The organism is Janthinobacterium sp. DSP2-3-3 (genome assembly GCF_049897325.1).
GTDB lineage: Bacteria > Pseudomonadota > Gammaproteobacteria > Burkholderiales > Burkholderiaceae_D > Janthinobacterium.
The window spans coordinates 83495-103531 of sequence record NZ_JAFCWA010000005.1; the positions used below are offsets into that span (position 1 = coordinate 83495).

Consider the following 20037-nt stretch of genomic DNA (forward strand, 5'->3'; position numbering starts at 1 on the left):
GGCGCCTAGTTACGGATTTCCAGGCCGCCCATGATGGCGTAGCCCGTCACGTACAAACGCTTGTTCTGGTTCGGCGGCACGATGGTTTTTTCTTCAAAGCCGCCCAGGATGGGCGTGCCCTGCAGCACCACGCTCCAGTCGGGCGGAATCTTGATGGTGACGCCGCCGCACAGGGCAAACACGTTGAGCACGGCTTCGCCTTCGATCGACGCCTGGCGCAAGTCGATTTCGCAGCCGGCCATGATGACATTGATATCGCCGCCCCTGAAGCGCTGCGACGACACGCGCCGCACATAGCCGCCCAGGATGGCCGTCACTTCGATGATGCTGTCATCGTCTGCCTGCCCGCCGGCGCCGGGTGCTGCCGTCGCATCGGTGGCCGCCTTGTCCAGCGACACGGCGCCATTCCTGGCCTGGCCGAATGAGTCAGGCGCCGCACTACCATCCGGCGGTGCGGCAAAGTGTCGGCGGCGCTGCCGCCGCTGCCCGCTTGGCAGGGATTTCGACACCACGGCCACGCCGACGGCAATGATGAGCAGCGGCCACAGCATGCTCCAGTTGATATACAACAAGCCCATGGCTTTCAGGGTCCAGCTCAGGCCCAGCAAGACCATCACGCCGCCCAGCACGTAGCCGGAGCGTGTATGGCTTTGCGATATTTTCAGCAGGCCGAAAATGATGAGGATGGTGGGCCAGAAGCGGAAGGTGTAGCGCACATTGATGAAGCCGAGATTATCGAGCAGGAACAACAGCCCCAGGCCGATGACGATGACGCCCAGCACGATCTGCGATGGCGAGTGCAGCGGCGGTTTATTTTTCATGCTCGGACTCCCGATAGGCAATAAAATGTTTGTTCAGCAGCGGTTCCAGCACAAGGCCCACGCCCCAGGCGATCAGCAAGGCCGGCCAACTATTGTAGAAATTCAAGTTCCACAGTTCTTCGTACGACACATACCACCAGGCGGCAAAAAAGATCAGCCACAGGCCGCTCAGTACCTGCTTCGGGGACACGGGCGTGAGCAACTTGTTGAGGCCAAAGACGACCAGTATCAGCGGCCAATAATGCCATAGTGCATAGTAATCGTGGAGATAGATCACATCGAGCCGGTCCAGCAAGATGACGGCGCCGATGGCGATAAGCAGCACGCCCCACAGCAGCTGGGTACGACGGCAATAAGCTGGTTCAGGTTTCACGGTCACCCCTTTGAGTTGGTTGATCGTAAAGATACGCGGATTTCGGGCGCGCGAAAACACCGCTTCGGCGAATGGCGGGCAGGCAGCGGTGAATGGCGCAACGGCAGAAACGACAGGCAAAAAAAGACCGGCTAGGGCCGGCCTTGAAGGGGTTCGCAGTACGCATCGCGACCTGGAGTTGCAGTGCACAGCCGCATGGCGCCAATGCGCCAACGCGCCAACGCGCCGGCAGCGGAAATCTGGTGCCGATCCTTGAGGCGACCGGCTGACCTGCTGGAAGATCGAACATGCCGCCAACTTCACGGCAGTGCGTCTCAACCAAGCAAAGTCATCATACTCCTGATCGTCACATTGCACCGTTCGCTAGCGCACACAGATGCGGCTTTGCTGAGCTGCATCAAACGGCGATGGCGTGCGGCGCATTGAGCATGTCGTTCTCGATCCATGTCAGCACGGATGGACCCTGCGGCTGCCAGCCCAGCTTGCGCGCCCGCGCGCCGCGCACGCGGCTGTTGGAGCCGAGGCCGTAGGAAGCCATCTCGTAGCCCCATTCGGCAATCGCTTCGGGCAGCGGCCAATCCTGCGCGGGACCCAGGTCCAGTGCCTTGGCGATGGCAGCCGTCATGTCGCGGAAGGCCGCTTCGCCTGACTCGACAAAATAAAAGGTGCCGGCGGGCGAGTTTTCCAGTGCCAGCAAATACAGGCTGACGACATCGTCGATATGCACGTTGGACCAGATGTTGCGGCCCGGCCCCACGTGGCGCACGATGCCGCTTTTGCGCGCCTGCTTGAGCAAACGGGGCAATTGCACGCTGTCACGCGGCAAAGCGCCATGGCCGTAGATCAAGGTGTTGCACAATACGCTCGCGCGGACACCTTGCGCGGCGCTGGCCAGCACCAGCTCATCGATGGCGACCCTGGCGGCCTTGTCGGCCGTGGGCGCCGGCAACTTGTCTTCGTCATAAATCTGTTCCGTGCCCTCGCCGCCCGAGGCGTCGCCCACGATGGACGAGCCGCTGGTATGCAGGAACACTTTGTTGGTGCCGGCCAGCGCTTCCAGGATGGCTTCCACGGCGCCCCGGTGGTCGCTGCTGGCCGCATTGATGACGGCGTCGGCCGCCTTCGCCTGCTCGATGAGCAATGCGCGGTCGTTCAAATCGCCCTGCACGCCCAACACGCCGACCTTGGCCAGCTCGGCCACCTGTTCCGGTTTGCGCACCAGGCCAGTGACCTGATGGCCGGCGCGCACGAGGCCCGCCGCGATGGAACTGCCAATGAAACCTGCCGCGCCTGTCAAGAATACTTTCATGCCGTCACTCCCTGTCTAGTTAGATTGCTATCAATCACACCAGCCCAGTATGCCCGCTTTCATCTTGCGCAAAAAGCAGCCACACGGCAAAAGATCTATGCCTTGGGCGCAACAATCTTCTGTTTGAGCTGCAAGGCGGCGATGTAGCGGCTCCGATAGGCGGGGTCTTGCGGCGTCAGCAAGGTCAGCCTGTCGCGCGCGCGCGTGGCGGCCACATAGAAGCGGTTTTCTTCTTCCAGCGGGTCAGTCTTGCTGCGCGGGAATTCGTCGACGGCCAGGTAGGGCAAAATCACGTGGTTGTACTCGAGGCCCTTGATCTGGTCGATGCAAGCGATCACCAGCCTGGCCTTGCCGGTCGAGACCGTCACAGCTTCTTCCATCTCGCCCAGCCAGCCGGCAAAGCCACCGAGCGCCACGCCCGCTTCGCTGCACACGGCAATGAAGCCGTGCAGGGAACGGGCCACGACCCGCGCCTGGGCCGGGTCGACATAGATGCGGCGCGCCGTCTGTTCCAGCTGCATCAGGCCAAAGATATGCTGCAAGGCATCGCCCGCCAAAGCGTCGGCGGGCAGCGCGCGCAGGTAATCGACGGCGGCCAGGGTCAGCGCCGCCTTGTCCCGGTTGTGCGACTTGGCCAGCTGGTTCGTCAAAAAGCCTTCCAGCAAGTCCGGGTAATTGGCCACGTCGGCCTTGGCTTGCTGGAGCTCACCGCGCGTAAACGGGATTTCCGCAAACGTCACCAGCGCTTCGAGGATCTCGCCGCGGCGCGGGCCGTTCTTGATGGCGTGCAAGTCCTTGCGGGCGATGGCCACCATGCCGCGCAGCATCAGCACTTCCAGGCTCAGCAGATAGCTGTTCATGTCCACCAGGCCATACGCGATGCCGCTCTGGAATAGCGCCGTTTCCACGCGGATGGCCTGGTCGCGGTCGCGCAGCAGAATGGCCGTCGTGCCCGCATGCGCGTGTTCAAGCGCGGCGATCAGCTGGGCGCTGCACGCTTGCGGCTGCGCATGGTCATACTCGAGCACTTCGATGTGGGTGGCACGCGACAGGGCCGACACGCTGGCCTTGTTTTTCAGCACGCCCACGGCTTGCGCCAGTTGCGGGCCGTAGCGGTAGGATGCCGTCAACGGCAAGCGCTGCAAGGTGGGGAATTCCTGCTCGAAGCGCTGGCGCAGGAAGCGATGGTCGGCGCCCGACCACGTATAGATGACTTGATCCTTGTCGCCGGCGCCGCAGAAAAACGCGTTGCCGCGGCGTATCAGCATGGTCAGCAGGCGGAACGACGCCTCATTCAAATCGTGCAATTCGTCGGCCACGATGATCTGGAAGGCAGGCAATTGCTGGCGTAGCGGCTCGTCGCCATCGAGCATGCGCACCAGGTCGTAGGTGGCGTCAAATGGCGCGCGGAACTGGATATCGCCCGTGTCAGCGCCGCGCAAACCCTCGTATTCGCGCAGCCACAGATAATGCGTGCGCGACATGCCCAGCATTTCCAGGTTGTCGTCCAGCGAATTGCTCTCGAAATCAGGATTTTGAAAATCCAGGCGCGCCTTGGTGCGCAATTGCAGTTTCAGAAATTCGGCTATCGCCCCGTTCGTCGTATTGATTTCCAACGGATAACGGTCAGCGTACTTCTCGGAGACCACCTCCAGTGCTTCCCAGGCCACGGGACGCAACTCTTCATCGCTGCGCATGAACGCCACCTGCATGTTTTCCAGCTGCAGCAGCACCTTGGCGGCAAAAGCGTCAAAGGTGTCGATGACGAGGCGCTTGACGACGCCCAGCGGCACCCCCACTTCCAGCAGACGCTGGCGCAGGGCCAGGCGCGCCGCCTCGGTAAACACGAGGGCCAGCATGCGCTCTGGCGCGCGGCCCCGGTGCAGCGCCTCGGCCAGGCGCAGGGCCAGGGTCGTCGTCTTGGCCGCGCCGGCATTGGCGTCGATCAGCACCACTTTCTTTTGCGCCGTCTGGATGGCCACCTGCTCCGGCGTGGGTATGATGCGTTTGGGAATGAACTGCGGGGCGTTATCTGTACTCAAAAGAATTCCTGAAAAGGGTAGCAGCTGGCTGTCTCGGACTTACCAGGCGCAGGTGCGCAGGCCGGCAAAGATGTCGCCGCGCTCGGGCGCATGAAAGGTGCGCATGCGGGCCGAATGCAGGCGCGGCGGCGTGGCGAAGGCGGCGCCGCGCAGCACCTGGTGCTGCATGAAATACGGCGCTGAATACTCGCGCCAGGCATTCGGCACAAAGCCCGGATACGGCTCGAACGGCGTCGCCGTCCACTCCCACACCTGGCCCCAGTGAAAGCGCGGATGGCCGGACAGCGCAGCATACTCCCATTCCGCCTCGGTCGCCAGACGCCGCCCCGCCCAGGCGCAGTACGCTTGCGCTTCATACAGATTGATGTGGCGCACGGCTTCATTCAGCGGCAAGGTCGTGCGCTGGCCAAAACGCATGGTGCGCCACTGCGTCGCTTCGCGCAGCCAGTACAGGGGCGACGAGCGCTCCTGCTGCATCAGCCAGGCGCTGCCGGCCGCGCTCCAGAACTGGCGGTTCTGGTAGCCGCCATCGGCGACAAAATCGGCAAACTGGGCGTTGGAGACGGGTACGGCGTCCATGCGGAACGGCGGCACGTAGCAGCTATGGGGTGGAGATTCATTGTCGAAGGCAAATCCGGCCCCGCGCGGCGAGCCCAGTTCGATGCTAGCGCCAGGAAAAGCGATCTCCCCCGCCCCTGCCGACAAGACGGGACTGGCAGCCAGGGACTCCGGGGCTTCCAGGCCCAGCCATTGCAAGCCGGCCAGCATTTCCTCGCCGCACAAATCCTCATGCGCCAGCGCTAGCCGGTATGGCGCCAGGACGCTGTCGACATTGGCTTCGCGCGACAGTTTATCCAAGACCCTGTCTAGCACTTCGTGGCAATACGTCTTCACGGCGCCCGGACTGGGCAATTCCAGCTTCCAGCGCGCGCGGTGCTCGACCATGTTGGCGTCGAACAAGTCGTCGCCGCGCGTCAGCAGGGAATTGTAGATGGCGTCGGCCGGATGGCTGGAAGCGGCTTCGCGCAGGATGTACCACTCGGCGAACCAGGCAATATGCGCCAATTGCCATAAGGGCGGATTGAAGCGCGGATGACGGGGCAGGCCCGCCACCACGTCCAGGCCGGCAGTGACATAACAGTCGAATAGGGACAGGGTATCCTGGCGCGCAGCCTGCAGCGACTGGGCCAGTTGCTGCGCGCCGGCGTGGCGAAAAGAAGTGTTGATTAAAGTCATGACCTGATTGTAACGACTTATGCCAACATTGCACCAGTCGCCGAGGAAACAGGGAGAGGCCTACCCTCCCCCGGACTACTTGACCAGCAGTTCGCCCTGCAGCGGCGTGACGACGGACTTCGGCATGCTGACGATGAAGCTGCTGCCCTTGTCGGCCACGGACTGGATGGCCAAAGTCCCACCGTGGCGCAGCAGCACATACTTGACGATGGCCAGGCCCAGGCCCGTACCCTGGGTTTCGCGCGAACGGCTCTTGTCGACGCGGTAGAAACGCTCGGTCAGGCGCGAGATATGCTCGGGGCTGATGCCGATGCCCGTATCTTGCGCAATGAATTGCGGTCCGGCCGGGCCATCCTGCCAGCGCAGGGTGATGGTGCCGCCGGCCGGGGTATAGCGCACGGCGTTCGAGGCCAGGTTGCCGAAGGCGCTGTACAGCTCGTCATAGCTGCCCAGCACATCGGGGCCCTTGCATTCCATGCTCACTTCATGCTTGCCGGCCGACAAACCCTTGGCGTCGCGCAAGACTTGCTGCATGAGCTGTTTGACATCCACCGGCTCGGGACGCAGCGGATAGTCGACCGATTCCAGGCGCGACAGGGTCAACATGTCTTCGATCAAATGCTGCATGCGGTGGCCCTGCTCCGTCATCAGCTTGAGGTGGGCGGCGCGCGTGGCGGCATCCAGGTCCAGCTCGGCAGAAGCGATTTCCAGGAAACCCACGATGACCGTCAGCGGCGTGCGCAGTTCGTGCGATGCGTTGGCGATGAAGTCGCGGCGCATCATTTCGATGCGTTCCGTCTCCGTCACGTCATGCGTGACCAGGATCTGGCGGCGGTTTTCAAACGGGATGATCTGCACGATCAGCTTGCGGTTGCGGAAGGTGATCGTCAACGGCTGGTCGTAGCGGCCCAGGATGATGTAATCCATGAACTCGGGGCTGCGGATCAGATTGGTGACGCGCATGCCCTTGTCGCGCTCGTGCGTGAGGCCCAGATGTTTCTCGGCGGCCGGGTTGCACCATTCGAGGAACAGCACATCGTCCATGATGACGACGCCGTCGGGCAGCAAATGCATGGCCTGGCGGAAACGCGCCAGCCATTCCGTCAGCTCGGCCTGGTTTTTCTCGTCGTCGCGGCGCATGCGGTACAGGCGCGCGAAGATGCTGGTCCAGGCGCCCCAGCCGTCGGGCAGCTTGGCGCTTTGCGGATTGTCCAGCCAGTTACTCAGCTGGAACAGGTACGACAGCTGCACGAACACCATCATGGCCATCAGCACGAAGGCGATACCCAGCGCATACGTGGCGCCAAACAGATACCAGACGACGGCCACGCCCAGCAGCGCCAGCACCATGCGCAAGGCGGCCGGTACCCAGAACAGCAATTTCGGATTCATAAGAGACAGGCTTTATTTTTCAGACAACATGTAGCCGACACTGCGCACCGTCTTGATCAGGCTTTCCGCCTCTTTCAAGGCTTTGCGCAAGCGCAATACGTGGACATCGACCGTCCGTTCCTCGATCACCACATGGTCGCCCCACACCTTGTCGAGCAGTTGGCTGCGCGAAAACACGCGCTCCGGATGGGCCAGCAGGAATTTCAGCAGCTTGTATTCGGCATGGCCGATATCGATCTTCTGTTCATCCATCATCACGGTGCAGCTGACGGGGTCCAAGGCCACGTTGCCGGCGCGCATGGGCGCCTGCGCGTGTTCCGGACTCTTGCGTCGCAATAGCGCTTTGGCGCGCGCCAGCAGCTCGCGCGGCGAGAACGGCTTGGTGACGTAATCGTCGGCCCCGCTGTTCAGGCCGGCCAGCTTGTCTTCTTCCATGCTCTTGGCGGTGAGCATGATGACGGGGATGGCGGCGAAATTGCGGTCGGCGCGGATGCGCGACAGCAGGCGCAAGCCCGTCTGGTCCGGCAGCATCCAGTCCAGCAGGATAAGGTGCGGCGTGCGGTGCTGGATGAATTCCCAGGCATCGGCAACGTTTTGTACAGAACAGCAATTCCAGCCGGATTCGCGCAGCGAATAGGTCACCAGTTCAACGATGGCCGGCTCATCTTCAACAATCAGTACCGTGGTTTTATCAGATGCCATAAAGCTTACTCAGGGAGCTCCTCGGAAATGGCGGGAGCAGCCACCTTGGTGTGGCGGATGTCCTTGCCTTCAACCACGTAAATCACGTATTCGGCGATATTTTTCGCATGGTCGCCGATCCGTTCGATGGCCTTGGCCACCCACAGGGTGTCGAGCGCCGCCGAAATCGTGCGCGGGTCTTCCATCATAAAGGTGATCAAGTTGCGCATGATAGACCGAAACTCATGGTCGATGATGGCATCTTGTGCAATTAATTGTAAGGCTTGCTTGCCATCGTTGCGGGCAAACGCGTCGAGCGCGTCGTGCAGCATGTCGGTGGCCGTGTTGGCAATGCCGCGCACCATCTCGTAATGGTTGACGACGCCGTTGCCCCGCTTGTGCAGACTCTTCGCCACGCGAGCGATTTTGGTCGCCTCGTCGCCTACGCGCTCGAGGTCGGTAATCACCTTGATGGTGGCCATGATGGTGCGCAAATCGTTGGCGGCCGGCTGGCGGCGCACTATCAAATGGCTGCAGGCATCGTCCAGCGACACTTCCAGCTGGTTGACGACGTCGTCTTCGCGCATCACGCGGTCGGCGCGTTCCGGGTTGCCGATGCGAAAGCACGTCATCGCGTCGAGGAACTGGGTTTCAACGATGCCGCCCATCAGGAGCACTTTCGAGCGGATCGCTTCGAGTTCGTTGTCGTATTGCTTGGATGAATGTTCGCCTATCATGCTGTCTCTCCGTATTCAGTTGTCTTGTATATAGCGGTGCGCGACGGATCAGCCGAAGCGGCCCGTGATGTAATCCTGCGTTTCCTTGCGGGCCGGATTCATGAAGATCTGGTCCGTTTCGCCGAATTCCACCAACTCGCCCAGATACATGTACGCCGTGTAGTCGGAGCAGCGCGCCGCCTGTTGCATATTGTGCGTCACGATGGCAATCGTGTAATCCTGTTTCAGTTCGCTGATCAGCTCTTCCACTTTCGAGGTCGAAATCGGATCCAGCGCCGAGGTCGGCTCATCGAGCAGCAAGACGTCCGGCTTCACGGCCACGCCGCGCGCGATGCACAAACGCTGCTGCTGGCCACCCGACAGCGACAGACCGCTCTTCGAGAGTTTATCCTTGACTTCGCCCCACAGCGCGGCCTTTTTCAAGGCCCATTCCACGCGCTCGTCCATCTCGCCTTTCGACATGTCTTCATACAGGCGCACGCCGAAGGCGATATTGTCGTAGACGGACATGGGGAACGGCGTCGGCTTCTGGAACACCATGCCAACCTTGGCGCGCAGCATGTTGACGTCCTGGTCGGCGTCGAGCACGTTGCGGCCGCGGTACAAGATCGAGCCTTCCGCGCGCTGGCCCGGGTACAGGTCATACATGCGGTTCAGGGTACGCAGCAGCGTTGATTTGCCGCAACCGGACGGGCCGATGAAGGCAGTGACCTTCTTCTCGTGGATGTCCAGGTTGACGTTATGCAAGCTTTGCGTTTTGCCGTAAAAAAAATTCAGGCCCGAAATCTCGATGGTTTTTTTCTTTGGTGCCAAGTCTTGGGCTGGATTCATTTGCGTATTCATGTGGGTTCGCTTCGCTCGATATCTGTTTAATTAGGGACTTTTTGGCTGAACACGGTGCGCGACAGGATGTTTAAGGCCAGCACGCTGAAAGTGATCAGCAGTGCGCCACCCCAGGCCAGCGAGCGCCAGTTGTCGTACGGGCTCATCGCAAACGATGCGATGACGGACGGCAAGTTGGCCATCGGCGCATTCATGTTAAAGCTTTGGAACTGATTATTCAGGGCCGTGAACAGCAGCGGCGCCGTTTCGCCGGCGATGCGGGCCAATGCCAGCAGAACACCGGTGATGACACCGGCCTTGACGGCGCGCAAGCGCACCAGGGTGGCGACCTTCCAGCGCGGCGCACCCAGGGCAAAGGCGGCTTCGAGCAGGCTGTTCGGTACAAGGCGCAGCATATTGTCCGTCGTGCGCACCACTACCGGCACGGCGATCAGCGACAGGGCGATGGCGCCGGCGTAACCGGAGAAGTGCTTGACGTGGGCCACGTACAGCGCATACACGAACAGGCCGATGACGATCGATGGCGCCGACAGCATGATGTCGGTGACAAAGCGCGTCACTTGCGCCAGCTTGTTTTCTTCGCCGTATTCGGCCAGGTAGATGCCGGCCAGGATGCCGATCGGGGTGCTGACGACAGTAGCCAGGCCCACCATCAGGGCGCTGCCGACGATGGCATTGATCAGGCCGCCGCCTTCGCTGCCGGGGGCCGGCGTCGTTTGCGTGAACAGGTCGACGGACAAGGCGCCGAAACCCTTGATAATCAGGGTGAAGAGTATCCATACCAGCACGGCCAGGCCCAGGGCCATGGCGGCCACCGACAGGGCGATGCCGATGCGGTGCATCAACAGGCGCTTGCGGTAGACGGGGTTCATGGCCGGCTTGGCCGGAGCGTCGTGGGGGCTAACTTGGCTGAGCTGGCTCATTTCGTGCCTTCCTTGCGGGACATGCCAGCCAGCATCAGCTTGGCGGCGGATAAGACGATAAAGGTGATGACAAACAGGATCAAGGCCAGCGAGAACAGCGATGCCACATGCAACTCGGATTGCGCTTCGCCAAATTCATTCGCCAGCAAGGAGGTGATGCTGTTACCGGCGGCAAACAACGACCACGACAGTTTATTCGCGTTGCCGATGACGAAGGTGACGGCCATGGTTTCGCCCAGCGCGCGGCCCAGGCCCAGCATGACGCCGCCGACGACGCCGGTCTTAGTGTAAGGCAAGACAATCTTGCGCACCACTTCCCAGCGCGTGCAGCCCAGGCCGTAGGCCGATTCCTTCAGCACGGCGGGGACGATTTCAAACACGTCGCGCATCACCGAAGCGATGAAGGGGATGATCATGATGGCCAGCACCAGGCCGGCCGTCAGCAAGCCGATACCCATCATGGGGCCGCTGAACAGCTGGCCGATGACCGGCACGTTGCCCAGGGTGGCTTTCAGGATGGGCTGGACGTGGTCGGCAAACAGGGGCGCAAACACGAACAGGCCCCAGATACCGTAGATGATCGATGGCACGCCGGCGAGCAATTCGACAGCCGTGCCCAGCGGGCGGCGCAGCCATGCCGGGCAGATCTCCGTGAGGAACAGGGCGATGCCGAAGCTGACGGGAAAGGCGATCAGCAGGGCAATCACCGACGTCACCAGGGTACCGATGATGGGGATCAGGGCGCCGTACTGGTCATTGACGGGGTCCCACTCGGCCGACACGATGAAATGCAGGCCGAAGGTCTTGAAGGCCGGTATCGATTCCATGATCAGCGAAATGATGATGCCGACCAGGACGATCAGCACCGACAGGGCGAACAGCATCGTCACCTTGTGGAACATGAAATCCTGGAAGCGCTGCTTGCGCATGGTGGAAAGCATTTGCGCGTGACTGATGGAATCGGTCATGGTGCCGCCTGGCATGGGGATCGTGGAGGAGGTAGATTGTGCGCTCATATTGTGCCAGATGTGGGTGGTACTGCCGGTATTGCTGTTTTGAACTCTTGTTTTATCTTGCTTTTTTAGCCGGGACCGCCTGCAAGGGCTGGCGGGCGGTCCTGGCTAACTCCCTGCCCCGCCGTGCTGCTGGCGGAGGGACAAGGATCAGTACTTAAGTATTCAGACTATCGGATTAGTAAATTGCTTTGCCCGATGCGTCTTTCAAATTGGCTTTCCACGACTCTTGCACCAGTTTCACGACCGATGCCGGCATCGGCACGTAGTCCAGTTCAACGGCAGCGGCGCCACCGTTTTTGTAGGCCCAGTCGAAGAATTTCAGGACTTCTTTTGCCTTGCCTGCGTCAGCCTGGACTTTGTGCATCAGGATGAACGACACGCCGGTGATAGGCCAGCTGTTCTTGCCAGCCTGGTCGGTCAGGACCACGCCGAAGCCTGGGGTTTGCGTCCAAGGTGCCGAAGCGGCTGCTGCCTTGAAATTTTCGTCGTCAGGCTGCAGGAAGTTGCCGTCCTTGTTTTGCAGCTGGGTATGCGACATCTTGTTTTTCTTGGCGTAAGCCCACTCGACGTAGCCGATCGAACCCTTGATGCGCTGTACGTTGGCGGCGACGCCTTCGTTACCCTTGCCGCCCACGCCCACGGCCCATTTCACAGCCGAGCCAGCACCGATTTTCGATTTGAATTCCGGGTTGGTTTTCGACAGGAAGTCGGTGAACAGGAAGGACGTGCCCGAACCGTCGGCGCGATGCACCACGGTGATTTCCGTGTCTGGCAGCTTGACGCCACTGTTCAGTGCGGCGATCTCAGGCGCGCTCCACTTGGTGATCTTGCCCAGGTAGATGTCGCCAACGACTTTACCCGTCATTTTCAACTGGCCTGGGGTCACGCCGTCCAGGTTGACGATGGTGACCACGCCGCCCATGATGGCAGGGAACTGCATCAGGCCCGCTTCTTCCAGCTCTTCTGCCTTCAAAGGCATGTCCGAGGCGCCGAATTCAACAGTCTTGGCCTTGATTTGCTTGATGCCAGCGCCGGAACCGACGGACTGGTAGTTCAGGCCGTTGCCGGTGTTGGCTTTGTACGTCTCGGCCCATTTGGCGTAGATCGGGTACGGGAAGGTAGCACCAGCACCTGTCATATCTGCCGCCATGACGGAAGCGGAAGAAAATGCCATCGCTGCCGAAGCACCCACGACGATAAATTTGAACATTTGCTTCATTTGCATATCAAGTCCTCAGGGTTGTTAGGGCTCAAAGTCCCGGTTGAATGCTGCGCAGTCTAGCAAGCGAATATGACAGCTTTATGACATAGATAAAAATTCATGAAATAATTGACTACGCCCCGAGGAATGCCCTTTTCGGCGCGAAAAATGACAGGACCGGCGACGCTTTATGACAGCTTATGTCACGCTTACGTCATATTTCATGATTACACTCACAACGCGTCATACATGATGAAATACGGCTAGAATTAACTATCTGCAAAGACAAAAGAATATGAAACCTGAAATGCACATGGAAGTGACCAAATCGGGCATCCTGCTGGACCGCGAACTGTCGCAACTGACTTTCAACCGGCGCGTGATGGCCCAGGCGGAAGACCCGAACATTCCGCTGCTCGAGCGCCTGCGCTACCTGTGCATCGTCAGCAGCAACATGGATGAGTTCTTCGAGGTGCGCGTGGCCAGCCTGCTAGCGGCCGGCAGCATCGGCGGTTCGCTGGCGGGCCACCCTGCCCTGGCGGCCAACCTGGAGCGCATCGGCAAGGAATGCCATGCGCTGGTGGAACGCCAGTACGAGATATTAAATAGCGACGTCTTGCCAGCCCTGCGCGAAGCGGGCGTGCATTTGCTGCGCGACAGCGACCGCAACGAGGCTCAGCGCGCCTGGGTCAAGCAGTATTTCGACCGCGAAGTACGCCCCCTGCTCACGCCCATCGGCCTCGATCCGGCCCACCCGTTCCCGCAAGTGGTCAATAAAAGCCTCAATTTCATCGTTTCGCTGAGCGGCAAGGATGCGTTCGGGCGCGGCACGGCGATCGCCATCGTCAAGGCGCCCCGCGTCTTGCCGCGTGTCATCAAGTTGCCGGATGAGATATCCGGCGATGGCGTGTCCTTTTGCTTATTGTCGTCCGTCATCCATGCACACATCTCGGACTTGTTCGCCGGGCGCGAGGTGATTGCCTACTCGCAGTTCCGGGTCACGCGCGACAGCGACCTGTGGGTCGATGAAGACGAAGTCAAGAACTTGCGCCAGGCCTTGAAGGGCGAACTGGTGGGGCGCCAATTCGGCACCTCTGTGCGCCTGGAAGTGGCGCGCAATTGCCCGCCAGAACTGTCACAGTTCCTGCTCGACCAGTTCAGCCTCGATCAAAGCCGGCTGTACCGCGTCAACGGCCCCGTGAACCTGGTGCGCCTGTCGGAAATGATCGACCACGTCAAGCAGCCCGAGCTGCGCTTCCCCCCCTTCTTCCCCGGCCTCGCGCATAAAGCCATCGGCAACGACATCTTTGCCGCGCTCAACAAGCACGACATCCTGCTGCACCACCCCTACCAGTCGTTCCAGACGGTGATTGACTTCGTGCGCAGCGCCGCCTACGATCCGTCCGTCGTCGCCATCAAGCAGACAATCTACCGCACAGGCATGAACTCGGACTTGATGGAGTCACTCATTACGGCGGCGAAGTTGGGCAAGGAAGTGACCGTCATCGTGGAATTGATGGCACGCTTTGACGAGGAAGCCAATATCAACTGGGCCGACAAGCTGGAGCAGGCCGGCGCGCAAGTCGTGTACGGCGTGGTGGGCCTGAAAACCCATGCCAAGGTGGCGCTCGTCATCCGCCGCGAAGAAGGCGCGCTGCGCTTCTATGCCCACTTGGGCACCGGCAACTATCACCCCACCACCACCAAGCTGTACACCGACTTCGGCTTGCTGACGGCGAACCAGGACCTGGCCGTGGAAGTGAACGAAGTCTTCATCCACCTGACCAGCCTGACCAAACCGCACAACCTGAACCACCTGTGGCTGGCGCCGTTCGGCCTGCAAAGCGAAATCATCAAGGCCATCCGCAACGAGGCGAAGATCGCCCGCTCGGGCCGGCGCGGGCGCATCATCGTTAAAGTCAACGCGCTGGTCGATGAATCCGTGATCCGCGCCCTGTATGCGGCCTCGACCGATGGCGTGAAGATCGACCTGATCGTGCGCGGCGCCTGCACCCTGAAGCCGGGCGTGCCTGGTCTGTCGGAAAACATCAAGGTGCGGTCCGTGATCGGCCGTTTCCTTGAGCACAGTCGCATTTATTACTTCCGCAACGACCTGGCACACGATGTCTACCTGGCCAGCGCCGACTGGATGAGCCGCAACCTGTTCCGCCGCGTAGAAGTGGCCTTCCCCGTGCTGGACCGGGCGTTGAAGCGGCGCGTGATCGCCGAGGGCCTGAATCCGTATTTGAAGGATAATACGAATGCATGGGAACTGGAGCCGACAGGCCACTACGCGCGCCGCAAGCCGCGCGGCAAGCAAACGCCGTTCAGCGCCCAGCAGTATTTGATGCACGCACTGGGCACGCCGGGCGCGGAGGTCGGCGATTAGGCAATTCTACACACAGGAGTACAGCATGGATCTCATCTTGTGGCGACACGCAGAAGCGGAGCCGGGCCTGCCCGACCTCGAACGCGCCCTGACCGTCAAAGGCCAGAAACAGGCGCGCCGCATGGGCGAATGGCTGGCTTCGCAACTACCGGAAAATTGCCGCATCCTCGTCAGCCCCGCCCTGCGCACCTTGCAAACGGCGGAAGCGCTGGGGCGCAAGTTCAAGCTGATGCCGGAACTGGCGCCTGGCGCCGAGGCGGAAGACGTCCTGAAGGCGGCCAACTGGCCCGGCGGCAAGGAAACCGTGCTCATCGTCGGCCACCAGCCCACGCTGGGACAGGCGGCGGCCCTGCTGCTGACGGGCGAGGAGCAGGAATGGGAAATGCGCAAGGCCAGCGCGTGGTGGTTTTCGCAGCGAGAATTAGGCGACCCGATCAGCGTCTATTTAAAGGCCGTGATGGCGCATGACCTGGTGGTAAAATAACGGTAGTCAAGCAGGGAAATGCGCAAGGCCAGCGCAAGAATGGACAGGTTCTCGCAACGCGAACCGGCCGACCCGATCAGCGTCTATTTGAAAGCCGTGATGGCGCATGACCTTGTGGTGAAATAAGGGAAATGCGCAAAAAAGTGCGCAGGGACAAATGCTAGTAGAAATTGCAACTCGACAGCCTTGTAAAGCGCGGCCGATCTGCTAGAGTTTAATTGCATCAACTACGTGTCGGAGCGCTGCTCTGGCACATTGAGCAACCCAGCGGACAGCCGTCCAACGGCGGCTGAAAGACCATGTTAACCTTCCTCGTTTTTCTCTTCATCGCCATCTTCGCCGCCATCATCGGCTTCGTCGCCTTTGAACTGATCGAAGAAATGCGCGGCAGCCACCATAAGCTGATGGACCGCTACCACGAGTAGTGTTCACCTCGGCAATATCGCATGGCGCCAGCGACGGCTATCAAGCCCGTCTCTCGCGCCATCGTTGTTTTTACGCTCCAGGCTTACACTCCCGTTTTGAACTTCGTATAGATGCGCGTCATCAATCGACGGATATCGGCCGTGGTCGCTTCCGGCGCGGCCATGCGCTGCTTGTCGGCATCCGACAGGAAAATGGCCTTGTTCTCGCCAATGTCCTTGCGTACATACTTGATGCTGGCCGGATTCGGATTCGCGTAGAAGACCTTGTTGCTCAGGCTGGCATGCACTTGCGGACGCAGGATATAGTTGATGAACAGGTGCGCATTGTTCGGGTGCGGCGCGTCGGCGGGGATAGCCATGGTGTCGAACATCAGGGCGGCCGTCTTCGGCACCAGCACCTGGATCACATTGCCGTTTTTCGCGTCGATGGCGCGCTGGCGCGCGATATTGATGTCGCCCGACCAACCCAGCGCGACGCAGACGGCACCGTTGGCCATGTCATTGATATAGCCTGACGAGCTAAACAGGGTCACGTAGGGGCGGATGGCTTGCAGCACCTTGCCCGCTTCCTGGTAGTCGCCGGCCGTTTTCGAGTACGCGGGCTTGCCCAGATATTGCAGGGCGGCCGGCAGCACTTCCGACGGCGAGTCGAGGAAAGACACTCCGCACGACTTCAGCTTCGCTGCATATTTCGGGTCGAAGACCAGGTCCCAGGCATTGTCGGGCATGGGCATGCCACCCAGCGCAGCCTTAACCTTGTTGACGTTGATGCCGACCGTCGTGTAGCCCCACAGCCAGTCGACCAGGTAATCGTTGTTCGGGTCGATCTTCGCCAGCTTGGCTTGCAGGTTGGGGTCCAGGTTGCCCAGATTCGTCAGCTTGCTCTTGTCGAGTTTGCGCAGCAGGCCCGCGTCGATCTGCAGGCGCGCCCACTGGGCCGTCGGCACGACGATATCGTAGCCGGACTTGCCCGCCACCAGTTTCGCATTGAGGATTTCATTATTGTCGAAAACGTCGTAGCGTACCTTGATGCCCGTTTCCTTCTCAAAATTCTTGATCGTATCGTCGCCGATATAGTCCGACCAGTTATAGATGTTCAGTACTTTTTCTTCCTGAGCCTGAGCCTGGGCAGGCAAGGCCAACATGGCCGCCGCCAAGGTCAATCCCACTCCAATGCGCCGCCCTGCTTGCCATGTGTTTGCCATCGTACCGCCTCCAGAAGAATCAGAAAATAGTGACGATGATAGCAAGAAGGGCGGCATCAGGTCCAGCCTGATACCGCCCTGCCTAAGGACGCCTATCAAAACCTACTGCGCATCGCGATTTGCGGCCTGCGATGCTCACCGTACTAAAGTACGGTTGCGCTTCTCTGCCACAACTCACTGCCGCTCGCTACGGTTTTGCTAGGCGTTGTAAATCCTCCTCACTGCACATGCCGAAAAACTGGGGTCAGACCCGACGGGGGAAGCTACCCCAATGGGGTAGCTTCCAATCCAGCAGGGATTGACCTGCCAACATTACACCTTATCCAGCCCCACCTGCGCGCCCGTGAATACGAGGTTGCCGTTCCGGGCGTCGATGCGGATCTCGTCTTTCGGGCCAAACTTGCCTTCCAGGATCAGCTTCGACAGCGGATTTTCGATCTGCTGCTGGATTGCCCGTTTCAAAGGACGGGCGCCATACACCGGGTCGTAGCCCGCTTCGGCGATTTGCTGCAAGGCCGCGTCCGTCAAGCTCAGCTGCATGTCCATGCGCGCCAGGCGTTCTTCGAGGATCTTCAGCTGGATCTTCGCGATCGCGCCGATGTTTTTCTCGTCGAGTCCGTGGAACACGACGATTTCATCGATGCGGTTGACGAATTCGGGACGGAAGTGCGAGCGTACCTCGGCCATCACGGCCAGCTTCACGACACCGGGATCATCGCTTTCCATGGCCTGGATCTTATGCGAACCCAGGTTCGAGGTCATGATGATGACAGTATTCTTGAAGTCCACCGTGCGGCCCTGGCCATCCGTCATGCGTCCATCGTCGAGCACTTGCAGCAGCACGTTGAAGACGTCGGCATGCGCCTTTTCCACTTCGTCGAGCAGGATCACGCTGTACGGCTTGCGGCGCACGGCTTCCGTCAAGTAGCCGCCCTCGTCGTAACCCACATAGCCGGGCGGCGCGCCAATCAATCGGGCCACGGAATGCTTCTCCATGAACTCGCTCATGTCGATGCGGATCATCGATTCTTCCGTATCGAACAGGAAAGTCGCCAGCGCCTTGCTCAGCTCCGTCTTGCCCACGCCCGTCGGTCCCAGGAACATGAAAGAACCATAAGGACGGTTCGGATCGCTTAAGCCGGCGCGCGAGCGGCGAATGGCGTCAGCCACGGCCGTGATCGCTTCATCCTGGCCCACGACGCGCTCATGCAGCTTCTCTTCGATGTGCAGCAGCTTGTCGCGTTCGCCTTGCATCATGCGCGACACGGGTATGCCCGTCGCGCGCGACACCACTTCGGCGATTTCCTCGGCGCCCACTTCCGTGCGCAGCAATTTCGGCTGGTCGGGATCGCGTTTCGGTATGCCGCTGTCAGCCTGCTTGAGCTGGGCTTCCAGCTGCGGTAGCTTGCCGTATTGCAATTCCGATACTTTCTGCCAGTTGCTCTCGCGCGTGGCCTGCTCCATCTGCAGCTTGACTTGCTCGATCTCTTCCTTGATGTGCGTACTGCCCTGCACTACGGCTTTTTCCGCCTTCAGGATTTCCTCGAAGTCGTTATATTCACGCTGCAGCTTGACGATCTCTTCCTCGATCAAGCCCAGGCGGCGCAAGGACGCTTCGTCTTTTTCCTTCTTGACGGCTTCGCGCTCAATCTTCAGCTGGATCAAACGGCGTTCCAGCTTGTCCATCACTTCCGGCTTCGAATCGATCTCGATCTTGATCTTCGCCGCCGCTTCATCGATCAAGTCGATCGCCTTGTCGGGCAGGAAGCGGTCCGTGATGTAGCGGTGCGACAGCTCGGCAGCGGCGATGATGGCCGCGTCCGTGATTTCCACCTTGTGGTGCAGCGCGTATTTATCCTGCAAACCGCGCAGGATGGCGATGGTCGCCTCCACGGTCGGCTCGTCGACCAGGACTTTCTGGAAGCGGCGTTCCAGCGCGGCATCCTTTTCGATGTACTTGCGGTACTCGTCAAGGGTGGTGGCGCCCACGCAATGGAGCTCGCCGCGCGCCAGCGCCGGTTTCAGCATATTGCCGGCATCCATTGCGCCTTCGGCCTTGCCCGCGCCCACCATGGTGTGCATCTCGTCGATGAAGACGATGGTTTGCCCTTCATCCATGGCCAGTTCCTTCAGCACGGATTTCAGGCGCTCCTCGAATTCACCGCGGAATTTCGCGCCGGCCAGCAAGGCGGCCATGTCCAGCGACAGTACGCGCTTGCCTTTCAAGGACTCCGGCACTTCGCCATTGACGATGCGCTGCGCCAAGCCTTCGACGATAGCCGTCTTGCCCACGCCCGGTTCGCCGATCAGCACGGGGTTGTTCTTGCTACGACGCTGCAAGATCTGGATGGTGCGGCGGATTTCATCGTCGCGCCCGATCACAGGGTCGAGCTTACCCTTGCGCGCCCGTTCCGTCAGGTCCAGCGTGTATTTTTTCAGTGCTTCGCGCTGGCCTTCGGCCTCTTGCGAATCGACCTTGTTGCCGCCGCGCACGGCGTCGATGGCCGCTTCCAGGGCCTTGCGGGTCAGGCCGTTTTCGCGCGCCAGCTTGCCGCAGTCGGACTTGTCGTCCGTCATGGCCAGCAAGACCATTTCGCTGGACACGAACTGGTCGCCCGCCTTTTGCGATTCCTTGTCGGCCAGGTTCAGCAGGGCCACGAATTCGCGGCTGACCTGCACGTCGCCGCCCGTGCCGGACACTTTCGGCAAGCGTTCGATCGAGGCGCCCAGGGCCTTGGACAGGCCGCCCACGTTGACGCCGGCCCGCTGCAAGAGCGAACGGGCGCCGCCGTCGTCCTGGTTCAACAGGGCCGTCAGCAGGTGGACTGGTTCGATATAGGGGTTGTCGTTGCCCACGGCTAAGCTTTGCGCATCGGCCAGGGCTTCCTGTAATTTGGTAGTGAGTTTGTCTTGTCGCATGAAAAGCGCTCCCGGTTAATTAGTTGCTAATCAAATTGGGG

The 20037-nt window shown here is 60.5% G+C and carries 17 protein-coding genes; 3 read left to right on the forward strand and 14 right to left on the reverse strand.

Annotated elements, in window-relative coordinates; all coding sequences use genetic code 11:
• Positions 1-5: 5 nt before the first annotated feature.
• From ACP7DE_RS11655 to pstS, 12 genes are all read right to left on the reverse strand, one after another.
• Positions 6-821 carry a LiaI-LiaF-like domain-containing protein gene (locus ACP7DE_RS11655; protein ID WP_426072260.1) on the reverse strand — a complete coding sequence of 272 codons (816 nt, stop codon included), beginning with the start codon at positions 819-821 and terminating at the stop codon, positions 6-8.
• Complete coding sequence (locus ACP7DE_RS11660; protein WP_426072261.1) at positions 811-1194, reverse strand: LiaF transmembrane domain-containing protein; 384 nt, start codon at positions 1192-1194, stop codon at positions 811-813. Before ACP7DE_RS11660 ends, ACP7DE_RS11655 begins: the two co-directional genes overlap by 11 nt.
• Before the next feature lie 397 nt (positions 1195-1591).
• Positions 1592-2503 carry an NAD-dependent epimerase/dehydratase family protein gene (locus ACP7DE_RS11665; RefSeq protein ID WP_426072262.1) on the reverse strand — a complete coding sequence of 304 codons (912 nt, stop codon included), beginning with the start codon at positions 2501-2503 and terminating at the stop codon, positions 1592-1594.
• A gap of 95 nt (positions 2504-2598) precedes the next feature.
• Positions 2599-4545 carry a UvrD-helicase domain-containing protein gene (locus ACP7DE_RS11670; RefSeq protein ID WP_426072263.1) on the reverse strand — a complete coding sequence of 649 codons (1947 nt, stop codon included), beginning with the start codon at positions 4543-4545 and terminating at the stop codon, positions 2599-2601.
• 39 nt (positions 4546-4584) lie between these two features.
• Positions 4585-5781 carry a selenoneine synthase SenA gene (gene senA / locus ACP7DE_RS11675; RefSeq protein WP_426072264.1) on the reverse strand — a complete coding sequence of 399 codons (1197 nt, stop codon included), beginning with the start codon at positions 5779-5781 and terminating at the stop codon, positions 4585-4587.
• Positions 5782-5856: 75 nt separating this feature from the next.
• Entirely contained in the window at positions 5857-7173 is a 1317-nt protein-coding gene (gene phoR, locus ACP7DE_RS11680; RefSeq protein ID WP_426072265.1) for a phosphate regulon sensor histidine kinase PhoR, read from the reverse strand.
• A 12-nt stretch (positions 7174-7185) separates the two neighbouring features.
• Entirely contained in the window at positions 7186-7875 is a 690-nt protein-coding gene (locus ACP7DE_RS11685) for a response regulator (RefSeq protein ID WP_034755074.1), read from the reverse strand.
• A 5-nt stretch (positions 7876-7880) separates the two neighbouring features.
• Entirely contained in the window at positions 7881-8591 is a 711-nt protein-coding gene (phoU, locus tag ACP7DE_RS11690) for a phosphate signaling complex protein PhoU (protein WP_426072266.1), read from the reverse strand.
• Positions 8592-8639: 48 nt separating this feature from the next.
• Complete coding sequence (gene pstB, locus ACP7DE_RS11695; protein ID WP_426072267.1) at positions 8640-9422, reverse strand: phosphate ABC transporter ATP-binding protein PstB; 783 nt, start codon at positions 9420-9422, stop codon at positions 8640-8642.
• Between the two features lie 38 nt (positions 9423-9460).
• Complete coding sequence (pstA, locus tag ACP7DE_RS11700; RefSeq protein WP_426072268.1) at positions 9461-10357, reverse strand: phosphate ABC transporter permease PstA; 897 nt, start codon at positions 10355-10357, stop codon at positions 9461-9463.
• Positions 10354-11325, reverse strand: coding sequence for a phosphate ABC transporter permease subunit PstC (gene pstC / locus ACP7DE_RS11705; protein WP_225240714.1), 972 nt, complete (start codon positions 11323-11325; stop codon positions 10354-10356). Before pstC ends, pstA begins: the two co-directional genes overlap by 4 nt.
• A 223-nt stretch (positions 11326-11548) precedes the next feature.
• A complete protein-coding gene (pstS, locus tag ACP7DE_RS11710) occupies positions 11549-12598 on the reverse strand; it encodes a phosphate ABC transporter substrate-binding protein PstS (protein WP_426072269.1) in 1050 nt (349 codons plus the stop codon).
• A 271-nt stretch (positions 12599-12869) separates the two neighbouring features.
• Here pstS and ppk1 point away from each other — a divergent pair, with 271 nt between their 5' ends.
• The 3 genes from ppk1 to ACP7DE_RS11725 all read left to right on the forward strand — a co-directional run bounded on the left by ppk1 (position 12870) and on the right by ACP7DE_RS11725 (position 15872).
• Positions 12870-14963, forward strand: coding sequence for a polyphosphate kinase 1 (ppk1, locus tag ACP7DE_RS11715; protein ID WP_426072270.1), 2094 nt, complete (start codon positions 12870-12872; stop codon positions 14961-14963).
• 25 nt (positions 14964-14988) lie between these two features.
• On the forward strand, positions 14989-15447 hold the full coding sequence (gene sixA, locus ACP7DE_RS11720; protein WP_426072271.1) for a phosphohistidine phosphatase SixA: 459 nt from the start codon (positions 14989-14991) through the stop codon (positions 15445-15447).
• A 299-nt stretch (positions 15448-15746) separates the two neighbouring features.
• Positions 15747-15872, forward strand: a complete 126-nt coding sequence (locus ACP7DE_RS11725; protein ID WP_254926692.1) for a hypothetical protein — start codon at positions 15747-15749, stop codon at positions 15870-15872.
• A gap of 83 nt (positions 15873-15955) precedes the next feature.
• Here the strand turns inward: ACP7DE_RS11725 and ACP7DE_RS11730 are convergent, their stop codons facing one another.
• Both ACP7DE_RS11730 and clpB read right to left on the reverse strand, forming a co-directional pair.
• Positions 15956-17077 (reverse strand): polyamine ABC transporter substrate-binding protein, encoded by a 1122-nt coding sequence (locus ACP7DE_RS11730; protein ID WP_426072272.1) that lies wholly within the window; start codon positions 17075-17077, stop codon positions 15956-15958.
• A 312-nt stretch (positions 17078-17389) separates the two neighbouring features.
• Entirely contained in the window at positions 17390-19996 is a 2607-nt protein-coding gene (gene clpB / locus ACP7DE_RS11735) for an ATP-dependent chaperone ClpB (protein ID WP_426072273.1), read from the reverse strand.
• Positions 19997-20037: the final 41 nt, after the last annotated feature.

Bases quoted from the DNA above. Each gene is read 5' to 3' on its own strand.
- ACP7DE_RS11655 (WP_426072260.1), bottom strand. From the start codon at position 821: ATGAAAAATAAACCGCCGCTGCACTCGCCATCGCAGATCGTGCTGGGC.
- ACP7DE_RS11665 (WP_426072262.1), bottom strand. From the start codon at position 2,503: ATGAAAGTATTCTTGACAGGCGCGGCAGGTTTCATTGGCAGTTCCATC.
- senA (WP_426072264.1), bottom strand. From the start codon at position 5,781: ATGACTTTAATCAACACTTCTTTTCGCCACGCCGGCGCGCAGCAACTG.
- phoR (WP_426072265.1), bottom strand. From the start codon at position 7,173: ATGAATCCGAAATTGCTGTTCTGGGTACCGGCCGCCTTGCGCATGGTG.
- ACP7DE_RS11685 (WP_034755074.1), bottom strand. From the start codon at position 7,875: ATGGCATCTGATAAAACCACGGTACTGATTGTTGAAGATGAGCCGGCC.
- phoU (WP_426072266.1), bottom strand. From the start codon at position 8,591: ATGATAGGCGAACATTCATCCAAGCAATACGACAACGAACTCGAAGCG.
- pstB (WP_426072267.1), bottom strand. From the start codon at position 9,422: ATGAATCCAGCCCAAGACTTGGCACCAAAGAAAAAAACCATCGAGATT.
- pstA (WP_426072268.1), bottom strand. From the start codon at position 10,357: ATGAGCCAGCTCAGCCAAGTTAGCCCCCACGACGCTCCGGCCAAGCCG.
- pstC (WP_225240714.1), bottom strand. From the start codon at position 11,325: ATGACCGATTCCATCAGTCACGCGCAAATGCTTTCCACCATGCGCAAG.
- pstS (WP_426072269.1), bottom strand. From the start codon at position 12,598: ATGCAAATGAAGCAAATGTTCAAATTTATCGTCGTGGGTGCTTCGGCA.
- ppk1 (WP_426072270.1), top strand. From the start codon at position 12,870: ATGAAACCTGAAATGCACATGGAAGTGACCAAATCGGGCATCCTGCTG.
- sixA (WP_426072271.1), top strand. From the start codon at position 14,989: ATGGATCTCATCTTGTGGCGACACGCAGAAGCGGAGCCGGGCCTGCCC.
- ACP7DE_RS11725 (WP_254926692.1), top strand. From the start codon at position 15,747: ATGTTAACCTTCCTCGTTTTTCTCTTCATCGCCATCTTCGCCGCCATC.
- ACP7DE_RS11730 (WP_426072272.1), bottom strand. From the start codon at position 17,077: ATGGCAAACACATGGCAAGCAGGGCGGCGCATTGGAGTGGGATTGACC.
- clpB (WP_426072273.1), bottom strand. From the start codon at position 19,996: ATGCGACAAGACAAACTCACTACCAAATTACAGGAAGCCCTGGCCGAT.